Consider the following 13164-nt stretch of genomic DNA (forward strand, 5'->3'; position numbering starts at 1 on the left):
ACGCAGTCGTGGCATCGCGAGGTTCGAGTTTCAAACTCCACGGGATAAATTTACGCGTGGGTAAGTGGGCGATAAGATAAACCGACAGACTGGTTTCAAATCCCGACGGAGTAAATTTATACTGCCTTGCGCTTCTATACGGAATTTCGCGATCGGCGTTTCAAAACCAAATGGGGTAAATTTACGCCCTTGCTCCAGCCCTTGAATTTTATGCGAAAAGCCGTTTCAAACCCCAACTAGGTAAAATTTAACCCAGCCATCGATGCGCGCCCGTTCCCAAAACGTTTCAAGCTCCATCGAAGTAGATTTTAACAAACTTGGCTTAAATTTGAGCAGAGCATCGCGCAGGCTTTAATCTAGTCTGCAAATACGAACTTTGATCTGCCGTTTTTGGACGGACCTGGTAATCAAGCCTGAGCGCGCCGTCTTAACGCGCGGGAAAATAGTCGCTTTTGCTTGCTCGGATATAAAGCGGGCGTAAATTTGCGGGCTTTTTTACAAAAACGCTTGCAAATTTCGCAAATTTTCTTTTATGGATGCGGGCTGGTAGAGCGCTGAGATAACGGCGACGTAGTCTGGGTTTAGCGCGGCGATTTGCGCGATATTTGCCGCGTTTATGCCGCCGATCACGCAAACGGGGATACGTAAAATTTCCTTTGCGCGCATTATCGTTTCAAATTTGCAAAGCGGGGCGTGCGGTTTGGTCGGGCTCGCAAACAGTGCGCCAAATGCCGCGTAAGAGGCGCCCTCATCCTGCGCTTTTAGAGCTAAATTTAGATCGTCATAGCAGCTAACGCCGATGAAAGAGTTCTCGCCTAAAATCTTTCTAGCAGTCTTTACTCCGCCGTCGTCTTTGCCGATGTGAACGGCGTTCGCACCTATTTTAGCGGCGAATTTTACGTCGTCGTTTATGATAAATCTCGCTCCGTAGCGCTCGCAAAGCTCTTTTAGCGCAGTCGCAACGCGCTCGTTTTTGGGCTCAAGCTTGGTGCGGTACTGTAAAAATTTCACTCCGCACTCTAGCAGCTCGCGAGTTTGCTCGAGTACGCTGTTTTCTGGCGTTAGGACGTCGTCCGTGATAGCGTAAATTTCAGACATTTTCGCCCGCAGCTTTGTGATCTAGCAGACGCACGCCGAAATTTGAGCCGTGAGCGTTTTTGATCGCGTTTACGACGAAGGCTTTGGCACGCCTGATCGCCGTAATCTCGTCTGCCCCGCACGCTAGGGCGCAGGCGATAGCCGCGGCGAAGCTACATCCTGCGCCGTGCATGATCGTAGGTTGCTCTAGCGGTTCTCCGAATTTAACTACCTCGCCGCTTTTTTTATAAAGCGTGTCCTCACAAATCTCGCTTGTTTGCGTGCGTTTTAGCACGATGTCGCATGGAAGATCCGCGCCTAAATTTAACCGCTCGCCGTCAAAATTTAACCCCAAAATTCGCGCTTCGTCTAAATTGGGCGTCGCGACGCGAGCTAGGCTTAAAAGCTCTTTTAATGCGTTTATGGCGCCCTCTTGCAGTAGCTTTGCGCCTGATTTCGCCACGCAGACTGGATCTATCACGGCTGGTATGCCGCGGTTTTGCTCCAGCCAGGATTTGACGCAGGCTATGAGCTGTTCGTTAAAGAGCATGCCGATCTTTACGGCGTCAAATTTTAGCTCGGCGCAGACGGCCTCTAGCTGCGCGTTTAAAAACTCGGGCGTTACGGGCATCACCGCGCTCACGCCGCTCGTGTTTTGCGCGGTTAGAGCCGTGATCGCAGTCGCGCTGTAGCAGCCGTAGGCCTCGCAGGTTTTTATGTCGGCTTGCACGCCGGCACTCCCGACGCTGTCGCTGCCAGCGATGATTAGGATATTTTTTTTAGGATTTTTCATTGTTTTGCCTTGAGCGGTTTTGTTAAATTTATCTTTAGGCGAATTTATCTGTCGCCAAAATCCTTGCCAAACTCGACGCCTAGCTCCTTTAAATTTACGGGGCCGTTTCCTTGCGACTCCATCGGCGCAGGCGCGGTTTGCGGCTGCGTTTGCGCAGGTTGCGAGCCTAAAGAGTTTTGCTCGGTTTGAACGTTTTTAGTGGCGTTATTTTCGGCTTTTTTAGGTTTTTTCTTCGGTTCTTCTAGCTTTTTGCCGGTTAGGCACTCGTAAATTTCCGCGTGATTTTTCTTTGTCCAGTCCTCTTTGACCTCGATTTTTTGATACCCTTCGCTAGTAGGCGAGGCAAGGCCGTTTTTGACTAGGGTTTTGTTTAGGATTTTGCTTTCGTCGCTTACTTCGCACAGCCATCTATCGCCTAGATTTTTTAGCGTGAGCACGTAGTAGTTGCGCTCAGGACGAAATATCTTTTTGATCTCTTTGTCGTAGGATTTGCTGAAATTTTCCAGCTCTTTTTTATCTTTTATGCATTTTGAGCCGTCGTAAAATTTAACGTTTGCAAGCTTGCAAGGGGCGATCACGGCGGCGTTTAGTCTAAAGACAAAGGTATCGTAGTCTAAAATTTTTTCTAGAAAAAGGACCTCTTTGACGACTTTTTCGCGTTTGGATTTGGTTGTTTGAGTGATTTGCATGTCGGTAAACTGGGCAGCCGAATTTACCGACAGCAAGGCTAAAGCGCAAAATTTAATCAGAGTAAAAAATGCGCTTTTTTTCATTATTTCAGATCATATCTTTCTAGCAGTTTGTCGTAGCTGCCGTCTTTTTTCATCTCATCAAGCGCGGCGTTTATTTTAGCGATTAAATCGGCTTGCTTGCCTTTGTCAAACGCCATAGAAAAGCCCTCGCTACCGTCGTTTTCTTTGTAAAATTCCTCAAGCTCGGGATTTTTCTTTAAAAAGCCGTACCCGATCGAGCTATCTAGTACGACTGCGTCTATCTTGCCTTTTTTTAGTCCCATGATTAGCGGAACCGGATCTTCGGCAGGTACTACTTTAGCGCCTGCGATAGCGTTAGCGGCGATCTCTTGGACGGTGCCTTGTTGTACGCCTACTCTTTTGCCGTTAAGCGCGTCTTTGCTCGCGATAGCGTCGTTGCCTTTAGCACGCAAGTAGATATTTTCGGCCGCATAGTAGGCCTGCGTGAAATCGATAGATTTTCGTCTATCGTCGGTTGCGCTCATCGCGCTTGCTACGGCATCGATCTTGCCCGTTTTTAGAGCCGGGATGAGGCCGTCAAAGCTCATATTTACGATCTTGTACTCAAAACCCGCTCGTTTAGCGAGCTCGGCTACTAGATCCATGTCAAAGCCGGTGATCTTGTTTTGCTCGTCCACGTACTCAAACGGCGGATAGTTTGCGGCCGTACCGATCTTTAGCTCGGCGGCGCCAAGCGTAGCTAGAGCCGCTAAAAGCAGCGCAAAAATCTTTTTCATTTTCTCTCCTTTAAAATTTGGTTTCAAATTTAATCCCGCGTCTTAGTGCGGGCTCGTAAATTTACTTCAGGCCGTATTTTTCCATCATCTTATCAAATTCACCGCTCTTTTTTAGCTCCTCTATCGCAGCGTCTATCTTGCCGATTAGCTCTAGGTGTTTGCCCTTATCAAACGCGACGGCAAAACCCTCGGTGCCGTCGGGAAGCTTTAAAAACTCCTCCAAATCAGAGTTTTGCTTTAGATACTCGTAACCGATCGGGCTATCTGTTAGCACGACGTCGATCTTGCCCGCTTTTAGCGATAAAATCGCAGCCGCTACGGTTTCTGCAGGCACGGATAGGTCGCCGCAAATGGATTTAGCCGCGGTCTCTTGCAATGTGCCTATTTGCGCGCTTATTTTTTTGAGGTGCATATTGGTTGCATTTACGTCGGTGCCTTTTTTGCGGATGAAAAGATTATCCGAAAAATAATAAGGCTTGGTAAAATCGACCGATTTTCTTCTCTCCTCGGTCGCGCTCATACCGCTTAGCGCGGCGTCTATCTTGCCCGTTTTTAGAGCCGGGATCAGCCCGTCAAAGCTCATGTTTTGTACGTCGAATTTGACGCCGATTTTCTTGCCGACGGCCTCTATCATGTCGATTTCAAAGCCTACGATCTTGTTGTGCTCGTCGATATACTCAAACGGCGGATAGTCCGCGCTAGAGCCTACTTTTATCGTTTGTTGTACCGCTACGGGGGTTGCCTCGTTTTTTACTGCGGCGTCTTTGCTCGCTTTTTCATTCGAGCTTTGACCGCAGCCTGAAAGCATCAAAGCGGCGGCTACGAAAACGAAAAGTTTTTTAAATTTGCCGGCGGACAAAGCCGCAATGATGTTTCGTGACATTTTGACCCCCTTTTAGTGGTTTAAAATTTTACCTAGAAAATCCTGCAAACGCTGATTGCTAGGGTTTTCAAATACGTTTTTAGGCGTGTCGTCCACGGCTATTTTACCGCCGTGCATGAAAAATATCCTATTTGCCACGTTTTTAGCAAAGCCCATCTCGTGCGTGACGACTAGCATCGTGATGCCTTTTGCCGCGACGTCCTTCATGATGTCTAGCACCTCGCCGATCATCTCGGGATCTAGCGCGCTCGTTGGCTCGTCAAAAAGTATGACCTCGGGATTCATAGCAAGGCTTCTAGCGATTGCTATACGCTGTTTTTGACCGCCTGATAGCTTGTGCGGGAATGCGTATTTTTTATCGCTTAGACCCACGCTTTTTAGTAGCTCGTCGGCTCTTTTTTCCGCGCTTTGCTTATCCAAAATTCCCGCTTTTATCGGAGCTAGGGTTAAATTTTGCAAGACGTTTTTATTTGCAAAAAGGTTAAAGTGCTGAAAAACCATGCTCACTTTTTGACGGATTTTGTTTATATCCGTTTTTTTATCCGTTATATCCTCGCCGTTTATCTTGATGTGCCCGCTGCTTGGCTCTTCTAAGCGGTTTATGCAGCGTAAAAAGGTACTCTTTCCGCCGCCGCTAGGACCTATGATAGCGATGATTTCGCCTTGTTTGATATCTACGCTGATACCATCGAGGACGCGTAAATCGCCGTAATTTTTACTCAAATTTCTAATCTCAATCATGGCGATTTAGTCTCCTCTCTAAAATTTTAACCAAAAACGTAAAGAACTTCACGCTGACGTAGTAAACTATGCCCGTGAAAATGACGGGCTCCGGGCTATAAAATACCGCTTGTAGGCTCTTGCTTTGCATCGTGATGTCTATGACGCTGATGTAGCCTACGACTGACGTCTCTTTAAACAGCGAAATAAATTCGTTCGCAAGCGCAGGCAAGATGTTTTTAGTTGCTTGCGGAAACACTACCTCTCGCATCGAGACGTAGTAGTTTAGACCCATCGCCCTTGCGGCTTCCATTTGGCCTTTATCGACGCTATTTATGCCGCTACGCACGATCTCTGCGACGTATGCGGAGCTGTTTAGTCCAAGCGCGATCAAAGCGACGTAAAAGTTATCGCTCCAAGTCGCAAAAATCACGACCGAAAATATAAGAAGCTGCAAAATGATCGGCGTTCCGCGCAGAATATCTACGTATTCGTCGATGAGAAAGCTTAAAATTTTGATATTTAAAAACTTTAAAAACGCCAAAATAAAGCCCAAAGTCACGCCGATGGCGGTGCCGCCGATAGTGAGTCCCAGCGTCACGCCGTAGCTTTTAAGGTAAGCTAGACGTTGAGCCTCGTTTAACTCCGTCGGATAAAAATAGTAAACGCCCGCGGAGACGATGACGACGAAAAACAACGCCCTGAAAAATTTTTCGTTTAGCATTTTTTAAACCTTAAAAGCGTAATGAGGCTTAATAATACGAAAAAAAATATAAATTTAACCTTTTTTACGCGAAAAAATTATCTTTTAAACAAATTTATCATATTATCGTAACTTAAAATTTAAAAAACTGAGGAAAATTTAATGGACTATGCACGCTATATCGCCATCGCGCTGTATTTTGGATTTTTGCTTTTCGTGGGGCGATACTCGTATAACAAAAACGCCAATATGGGCGAATATCTGCTCGACAACCGTCGCCTAGGGCCGGTCGTAACCGCGCTAAGCGCCGGAGCTAGCGACATGAGCGGCTGGATGCTGCTTGGCGTGCCGGGCGCGCTTTATGCTACGGGACTGGCTACGATTTGGATGGTTTTGGGGCTCGTTATAGGAGCGTATTGCAACTACCTGTTTTTAGCAAAGCGCCTGCGCGTCTATACCGAGGTTGCCAGCGACAGTATCACGATCCCCGATTTTTTACAAAATCGCTTCAAGGACGAGACTAAAATTTTACGTATAGTCTCAGGGCTTTTGATTTTGATATTTTTCACGCTTTACGTTAGTAGCGGGATAATCGCGGGCGGTAAGAGCTTTGAGAGCTTTTTTGGATTAGATTTTAAATTCGGCGCCATTTTTACGCTGGCTATCGTCGTTTTTTACACGTTTTTCGGCGGATTTCGCGCGGTTTGTATCACGGACGCGTTTCAGGGTATGCTGATGTTTTTGGTGCTCGTCGCCGTGCCGGTAGTAGCGTTTTGTAATCTAAATTTGCCCGACGGCGCTACATTTTGGAGCGAGGTGGCAAAATACGGCAAAAACCATCTAAACGTCTTTTACGACCAGACTTTTTTAAGCATCTTAGGACTCATGGCGTGGGGGCTTGGATATTTCGGACAGCCGCACATCATAGTTAGATTTATGGCTATACGAAGCTCAAAAGAGCTAGCCCAAGCGCGCCGCATCGGTATCGGCTGGATGGCGATAGGCTTAGCCGGAGCGATGATGAGCGGGCTTATCGGCTTTGTGTATTACAGCGAGTTAAATTTGCCTCTAGCAGACCCCGAAAAGGTCTTTTTGCAGCTTGGCGAGACGCTGTTTCATCCTTTTTTCGTGGGCATCATCATCTCGGCCGTGCTTTCGGCTATCATGAGCACGATCTCTAGCCAGCTTTTGGTTAGCGCAAGCTCGGTGACGCAGGACTTCGTGTTTGCGTTTTATAAAAAAGAAATTTCGCAAAAAGCTCAGGTCGCCGCGGGTAGATACGCCGTCGTGGCCGTCGCGCTCGTGGCTACCGCGCTTGCTTTTAGCTTTAACGAAAGCGTGCTAAACGTCGTTGGTTACGCGTGGGCGGGCTTTGGCGCGAGCTTTGGGCCGGTGCTGCTTTTTAGTCTTTATTGGCGCAGGATGAGCGCGCTAGCGGCCTTGCTCGGTATGATAACGGGTGGGGCGACGGTGATCGCGTGGATAGCGCTCGGGCTAAATTCTTACGTTTACGAGATACTGCCTGGCTTTGCAGTCTCTTGCGTCGTGATTTATCTCACCAGCCTCTACGGCGACGCGATAGACAAGATGAGCAACGAGCCAAACTCGGCCACCGTGCAGGACGAATTTGAAAAAATGAAAACGAGGCTGTAAATGCAAAGTAGCGTAAAATGCGGTAACTGCGGCGCCGAAGTTGATGTAAATTTGGCTCTTAAAACCGAGCTTGAGCTTGAAATGAAGCAAAAAATGGCAGCGGCTAGACGAGAGTTTGATAAAGAGATCGAGACCAAAAGGGCCGAATACAAGGCGCATTTGGACGCTTTAAACGCGAAGGAAAAAGAATTTGACGCTAAATTTGCCGCAGCTTTAAACGCTAAAAAAACAGAGCTTGAAAATGAAATAAAAGCAAAACTAGAGGGCGAAAATTTAAATATAGTAAACGCCCTAAAAACCGAGCTTGAAGCCAAGTCAAAGCAGATAAACGAGCTAAATTTAAAGACGCTAGAGATAGAAAAGCTAAAACGCGAAAAGAGCGAGTTTGAAAGCGCGCTGATGGCTAAAACAGAGGCCGAGCTAAGCAAACGCCTAAACGAGGAAAAAGAGCGGCTAGGCAAGGCTTTGGCGGAGCAAAACGAGCTAAAATTTAAGCAAAAAGACGAGCAGCTAGAGGCGCTAAAAAAGCAGCTAAACGAGGCGCAAAGGCGCATAGAGCAGGGCAGCGAGCAGCTACAAGGCGAGACGCAAGAGCTAGCCATCGAGGCGTGGCTGCGGGAGAAGTTCGTATTTGACGTCATAGACGAGGTCAAAAAGGGCGCAAACGGCGCAGACGTAATGCAGATCGTAAATACCCGAGAGGCGCAAAACTGCGGCAAAATTTACTACGAAAGCAAACGCACGAAAAATTTTTCAAACGAATGGATAGAGAAATTTAAGGCCGATATGCGAGCATCGGGAGCTGACGTCGGGGTGCTCGTTAGCGAGGCTCGGCCGCGGGAGCTAGAGCGCATGGGGCTGGTTGAAGGCGTATGGGTGTGTAACTACGAGGAGTTTAAGGCGCTTTGTTTCGTACTAAGGCAGGGCGTCGTAGAGCTAAATTTCGCTAGGAACTCCGCGCAAAATCGCTCAAATAAGATGGAGATGCTCTACTCGTATCTCGTTAGCAACGAGTTTAAGATGCGCATCGAGGCTATCGTGGAGGGCTTTTCTTCGATGAGCGAGGAGCTGGAGCGCGAGAAAAACGCGATGAAACGCATCTGGAAGAGCCGCGAAAAACAGATCGAAAAGGTGCGCGACAACGCGATCGAGATGTTTGGCTCGATAAAGGGGATCGCTGGAAATGCGATAGGTGAGATAAAGACGCTGGAGCTGGGGTTTGATGCGGGTGATTTTGATTCCCCATAAACGGCGGATTTTATAATAAATTTTTCTACGCCTCCCCCACAGTCACGGACGACTAGTCTGCTTCTTTGCGGGTAAGAAAAATTTATTTAAACTACGCCTATTGCGTTTGGAATATTTGTCTCATATCCTGCTAAATTTGCAAATTTACTCTGCTAAAATTTAAAAACGAAAGGCTCAAATTTGAGTGATTATGATTTGCCTAAAGGTGCCGGGCTTAGCAACGATGAGAAGGTTCTGTATTGCTATCAAAATGTAAATTCTTTTTTTGTCGTTAGGATGTTTATTTGCATGTTTTTTGTTATTCGTTTTGTTTAATATCATAGACGGCAGTATCTTGTCTGTGATTGTCATATCCGCCGTTTCAATTTTTCTATTTTACATTATGTATTGCGAGATATTAAATCATAAAAGACGATGCATATATATTACTAATAAAAATTTTATTACCGGAAATAATATAAAAACAAAAAAAGAGGAAATATCATATTTCTACACAATTTATGCATTCGGATATCGTCCCGTAATCGTCTTTTATAAAAATAAAAATTTTTTGTATTTTTTATTTGTCGAGGATGATGTAAATTTTAAAACTGCGATGAGCGCTATTTACGACATCTCGCTTAATGAAGATTTTAAATTTTATTTATGTAGCGGAGCGTATGGATTCGCCAAGAGCTATGCGATAAGGAAATTAATAAAATAGTGCAAGTACGCAAAAGCATATTGATTAAGCACTGGTTCGGTGTACCGCCGTGCTACATATTTTAAATTTGCAACGGGGCTAAATCCGCAAATTTGACTCGGCCAAAATTTAAAAACCCAGCGAAGTTCTACTTTAGATTCACTGCGTTCGCTACCGCTCAAAGCAGCTTGCAAGCAAGAGGAGACTGCTATGCTTGCAACCGCCAAGCATGACGTAGTTTAAAACCCCTCAACATAAAAGCAAAACAGCATCAAATTTAGCTAACTCAAATTTTACGTTTTCAGGATGCGGTCTGGGCGAGTAAAATTTTTCAAATTTAGCCTCAAATTTAGCTTGCATCGACCTGAATTTTATACTTGCCGCAGCGGGTGCAGCGAAACAGATAGCCCACCGTATCGCCTCCTGCGACGAGGTAACCTCGCGCGTTTGCTTTGGTAAGCGGTTGGCTACCGCATTTGGAGGGTTTTGCTAAATTTGCTAAGCTTTGAGCTACGATTTACTCGCGCATTTACTATAAAACAAATAGGTAGGAGCATAAAAGGGGCTAAATTTCGCCGACAAAGACTAAATAAAATCTAAAGGATATTTGTAAGATTTTTAAAATGATTGAAATTCAGAGGGTGGTGGGTTCACCAGGACTCGAACCTGGGACCATCCGGTTATGAGCCGGATGCTCTAACCAACTGAGCTATGAACCCGCCAGCTGAAGTAAGGTTGTGATTATAGCAACGCAAAGCTTATTTACTGCTAAATTTTGATTTAAAAACGCAAAAATGTATAATACGCCAAATTTAATCCAAGGCAAAAGATGAACGAAAATTTAAACGATTTTATAGACGCATTTTTACTTGACGGCAGCAAGCAGAGCCAAAAGGCGCTAATCTCAGCGCTAAAAAAGACAGAGTTTTTAGCACCCGTACTCATAAACCAAGCCTTAGCAAAACCGGGCGGCAGCGCAGTTTACGAAGAAGAAGGCTCAAATATAAAATTCGTCCTGCTTGAAGACGAGGAGAGCGGGCTTAGCTATTTCCCCGCGTTTTCTAGCAGGGCCGAGATGATGAGATGGCGAAACGATGCCGAGCAAGAGGCAATAAATCTGCGCCTAAAAGACTACGCCGCGATGATAGATGGCGCCGAAGGCAAATACGCCGGAGTCGTGATAGACGCGTTTTCGCATAGTTTGATTTTGGATTTAGCAAAGCTAAAAGCGATTTGCGCGGAGTAAATTTAGCTAAATTTGGATGATTATTTTTGCCCTTAAAGTTGCCGATTTAAGCATAAAAGCAAAATTTAGCCGCTTAATCTGCAAAAAACGCCGATTTTAGCGGAGTTTTAAATTTGCACTCGGTCGCGACCTTGCCGCGTTTTACGAAAACAGGCGGAATTTAATAAATTTAGTAAAATACGGTTAAACGCGCTTTTAAAGCGCAATCTACCAAACAGACGCTAGCGGGCGGCAAATCCAAAGGCGCATCGCCAAAGCGTAAATTTAAGGAGAAAAAATGAAAGATTTTAGGCAAAGATACGTCGCGCTGCAAAAGGCGTTTTGGGACTCAGACGGTGGCGCGGCGAGCGTTTTGGCGCTATATGAGCTAAAAGACGAGCTGGAAAAATGCGATGAAAAAGAGGCAAAGCTCGTGCTAGTCGATGTTTACTGTCTACTGGAGCTTAAAAAGAGCGCCTGCGAGCTTTTGGCCAAAATTTGCGATCCGAAGGACAGAAAGCAGCTCAAAAAGCTCGGCTATCTAAAGTGGTATGCGCAAAACGGCGATGCGGGCGCGATAAAGCGTCCCAAAACCGCGAGCAAAGCCGCGCGCCAAAGTAAAAAGCTAAAAAGCCTGCCTCATTTTCGCTATCACCCCGATCCCTTCAAAACGGGTGTATTTAAAGACGATGTAAGCGTGGCTTGCGAGTGCTGCGAGCAGGAGACGGACGTTTATTATTGCGGTCACGTTTATAGCGAAAGCGACGTGGAATACCTCTGCCCGCACTGCATAGCTAACGGCAAGGCTGCGGCGAAATTTGACGCTACCTTCGTCCAAGACGCAGACGAACTGCCTAGCGGCGCGGCTAATGCGCAGGCTAAAACGGACGAGCTTTTTAAAAGGACGCCCGGGTATTTTTGCTGGCAAGGAGAGCAGTGGCTTACGTGCTGCGATGATTACTGCGAGTTTTTAGGCGACGTAGGCACAAAGGAGCTGCAGGAGATGGGTATCGCAGACGAGGTCTTTGCCCAGTATGCTCTGCGAGGCGAATACGACGCCCATACCGTGCGAGAATACCTAGAAGCGGGCGGCTTCATGGCTGGATATTTGTTTCGTTGCCCCAGCTGCGGCAAATATAAAATTAGCGTCGATGCAGAATAAGACTGCGGTACAAGCGCCGTAAACTCGCGTTCGGTCTTAAATTTACGCGATTTGCTCATCGGCTTGCGTTTTTATGGCGATTTTGCTTTACATCTACGATACTACAAAATAAATTTATGCCGCTTTGCTTGCGTAAATTCGCTCTTTGGCATAAATTTACTTGCCTTGGTTTTAGGGCGTTAAATTTATTAAAAGGCGGCGTATTAGCTTGACGTTTTGCGCTATTTTACTTGCCGCGAATTTTAGATCTTATTTATTTGCCAAGAGCGGTAAAACAGAGTCTATCTAATCAAACTAGACGCGCCGTTAAAAGGCGGCGTAAATTTAGTCTATGTTTGAGCAAAATTAGCAGGCGTTCTAGCGTCCGCATCGCTAGATCCGCAAACGGCGGCTTTGGCATTTAAGGTAGGTCAAATTTTAGCCGAGTATCGCGAAAATTCTGCGACCCGCAGTGCGGCTAGCGTCTATGCATAGTGTAATTTATTCGCGCGCATGTAGGCTTATCTTTTTGCGCGCCGTGCATGCCCTTAAATTTAGCCTAAAAGATCGTCTTGCGCCGCCAAGACCGTTTTTGCCGCGGGCAGCAGTCAGGCGCAGCTTAAACGGCATTTAGTCACCTTTTTGCTTTAGATGGACTTGCGGCGCGCTGGCAAAGGCAAAACCGATTTACTTTCAGGCGCAAATCCCCAAATCACGGCTTCAAAATTATTTCGCATTTAGTCGCCCGGCCAAAGCCTGCGCGCAGGCAAACGCAAAGTGCAGGTTGTAGCCGCCGAGCATCCCCGTTACGTTTAAAACTTCGCCGATAAAATAAAGCCCGCGCACGCCCTTTACGCCGCAGCCTGCCTCTAGTGCGTCCGTGTCTACGCCGCCTTTTGTAACTTCTGCTCGTTCAAAGCCAAACGTTCCCGCAGGCGCGAATCGGTAGCTAAAAAGTCGTAAAATTTTCTCTCGCTCGGCTTGGGCGTACTTGCCGTACGGCTTGTCGCTAAGCCCCGCCGCGCGTAAAAACTCTAGCGTAAAACGGCGCGGTAGCGGCAGGACGGTGCTGAGCTGTTTTTTGCTTTTTTGCACGGTTTCGATGCTAAAATTCGGGCAAAAATTTATCTCGATTAGACCTTTTTGCCAAAAAAGCGAAGCATTTAGCACGGCCGGGCCGCTTATGCCTTTATGCGTGAAAAGCACGTCGCCTGCGATCTTAATCTGCTTTTTTTGACTAGATTTCCAGGCTTTTGTATCGTCGTTTAAAATTTCGCCGCCGTTAAATTCTACTTCTTGCGAGGCGTTAAATTTAGCGTCCGACTCGTAAAATTCTCGGTTTTTATCCAAAGGCGCTTCGTTTGCCGTTAAATTTAGCTCAATTTCGCCGTTTTGTCTTTGCTCAGCAAACGTTACGGCTTTTTGCGAATTTAAATCATTCGTTTGCAAGGGCGCGGGCTTATCGCTTGGCTGTCTTAAATTTGCCCCGATAGTTTCTCGGCGCACGCTAAATTTATCCGCGCTCACATCCGCGTCGCCGCTTTTACTTT

Annotated in this window: 14 protein-coding genes and 1 tRNA gene; 4 read left to right on the plus strand and 11 right to left on the minus strand. The window is 46.5% G+C overall.

The annotated features are described in order from the left end of the window. Nucleotides 1-495: 495 nt before the first annotated feature. The 7 genes from thiE to QZ157_RS02020 form a co-directional block, all read right to left on the minus strand. On the minus strand, nt 496-1098 hold the full coding sequence (thiE, locus tag QZ157_RS01990) for a thiamine phosphate synthase (RefSeq protein WP_295141139.1): 603 nt from the start codon (nt 1096-1098) through the stop codon (nt 496-498). Beyond that, a complete protein-coding gene (locus QZ157_RS01995) occupies nt 1091-1870 on the minus strand; it encodes a hydroxymethylpyrimidine/phosphomethylpyrimidine kinase (RefSeq protein WP_295141142.1) in 780 nt (259 codons plus the stop codon). Before QZ157_RS01995 ends, thiE begins: the two co-directional genes overlap by 8 nt. Nucleotides 1871-1914: 44 nt before the next feature. Further along, entirely contained in the window at nt 1915-2643 is a 729-nt protein-coding gene (locus QZ157_RS02000; RefSeq protein ID WP_295141143.1) for a hypothetical protein, read from the minus strand. Beyond that, nucleotides 2643-3359 carry a basic amino acid ABC transporter substrate-binding protein gene (locus tag QZ157_RS02005; protein ID WP_295141144.1) on the minus strand — a complete coding sequence of 239 codons (717 nt, stop codon included), beginning with the start codon at nt 3357-3359 and terminating at the stop codon, nt 2643-2645. The genes QZ157_RS02000 and QZ157_RS02005 overlap by 1 nt, the downstream gene beginning before the upstream one ends. A gap of 61 nt (nt 3360-3420) precedes the next feature. Beyond that, on the minus strand, nt 3421-4242 hold the full coding sequence (locus QZ157_RS02010) for a basic amino acid ABC transporter substrate-binding protein (RefSeq protein ID WP_295141145.1): 822 nt from the start codon (nt 4240-4242) through the stop codon (nt 3421-3423). A gap of 12 nt (nt 4243-4254) precedes the next feature. Further along, a complete protein-coding gene (locus QZ157_RS02015) occupies nt 4255-4983 on the minus strand; it encodes an amino acid ABC transporter ATP-binding protein (protein WP_295141146.1) in 729 nt (242 codons plus the stop codon). Continuing rightward, on the minus strand, nt 4976-5686 hold the full coding sequence (locus QZ157_RS02020; RefSeq protein WP_002948422.1) for an amino acid ABC transporter permease: 711 nt from the start codon (nt 5684-5686) through the stop codon (nt 4976-4978). The genes QZ157_RS02015 and QZ157_RS02020 overlap by 8 nt, the downstream gene beginning before the upstream one ends. Nucleotides 5687-5827: 141 nt before the next feature. Between QZ157_RS02020 and putP the strand changes: the two genes are divergently transcribed. Then, nucleotides 5828-7318: a sodium/proline symporter PutP gene (gene putP, locus QZ157_RS02025; RefSeq protein WP_295141147.1), complete on the plus strand. Its 1491-nt coding sequence runs from the start codon at nt 5828-5830 to the stop codon at nt 7316-7318. Continuing rightward, nucleotides 7319-8566: a DUF2130 domain-containing protein gene (locus tag QZ157_RS02030; RefSeq protein ID WP_295141148.1), complete on the plus strand. Its 1248-nt coding sequence runs from the start codon at nt 7319-7321 to the stop codon at nt 8564-8566. It begins immediately after the preceding gene. Nucleotides 8567-9597: 1031 nt separating this feature from the next. On the opposite strand, the gene QZ157_RS10600 is transcribed toward QZ157_RS02030, so the two are convergent. Beyond that, nucleotides 9598-9765, minus strand: a complete 168-nt coding sequence (locus tag QZ157_RS10600) for a CbrC family protein (RefSeq protein ID WP_363147604.1) — start codon at nt 9763-9765, stop codon at nt 9598-9600. 125 nt (nt 9766-9890) lie between these two features. Continuing rightward, nucleotides 9891-9967 (minus strand) — tRNA-Ile (locus QZ157_RS02035). 110 nt (nt 9968-10077) lie between these two features. Between QZ157_RS02035 and QZ157_RS02040 the strand changes: the two genes are divergently transcribed. Then, nucleotides 10078-10494 (plus strand): SseB family protein, encoded by a 417-nt coding sequence (locus QZ157_RS02040; RefSeq protein WP_295141149.1) that lies wholly within the window; start codon nt 10078-10080, stop codon nt 10492-10494. Between the two features lie 277 nt (nt 10495-10771). After that, entirely contained in the window at nt 10772-11635 is an 864-nt protein-coding gene (locus QZ157_RS02045; protein WP_295141150.1) for a CbrC family protein, read from the plus strand. Between the two features lie 480 nt (nt 11636-12115). On the opposite strand, the gene QZ157_RS02050 is transcribed toward QZ157_RS02045, so the two are convergent. Together QZ157_RS02050 and QZ157_RS02055 are read right to left on the minus strand one after the other, a co-directional pair. Further along, nucleotides 12116-12244 carry a hypothetical protein gene (locus tag QZ157_RS02050; RefSeq protein ID WP_295141151.1) on the minus strand — a complete coding sequence of 43 codons (129 nt, stop codon included), beginning with the start codon at nt 12242-12244 and terminating at the stop codon, nt 12116-12118. Between the two features lie 96 nt (nt 12245-12340). Continuing rightward, nucleotides 12341-13141 (minus strand): NAD(P)/FAD-dependent oxidoreductase, encoded by an 801-nt coding sequence (locus QZ157_RS02055; protein WP_295141194.1) that lies wholly within the window; start codon nt 13139-13141, stop codon nt 12341-12343. Between the last annotated feature and the right edge of the window lie 23 nt (nt 13142-13164).

The sequence above is a fragment of the uncultured Campylobacter sp. genome (assembly GCF_905372745.1).
Lineage (GTDB): Bacteria > Campylobacterota > Campylobacteria > Campylobacterales > Campylobacteraceae > Campylobacter_A.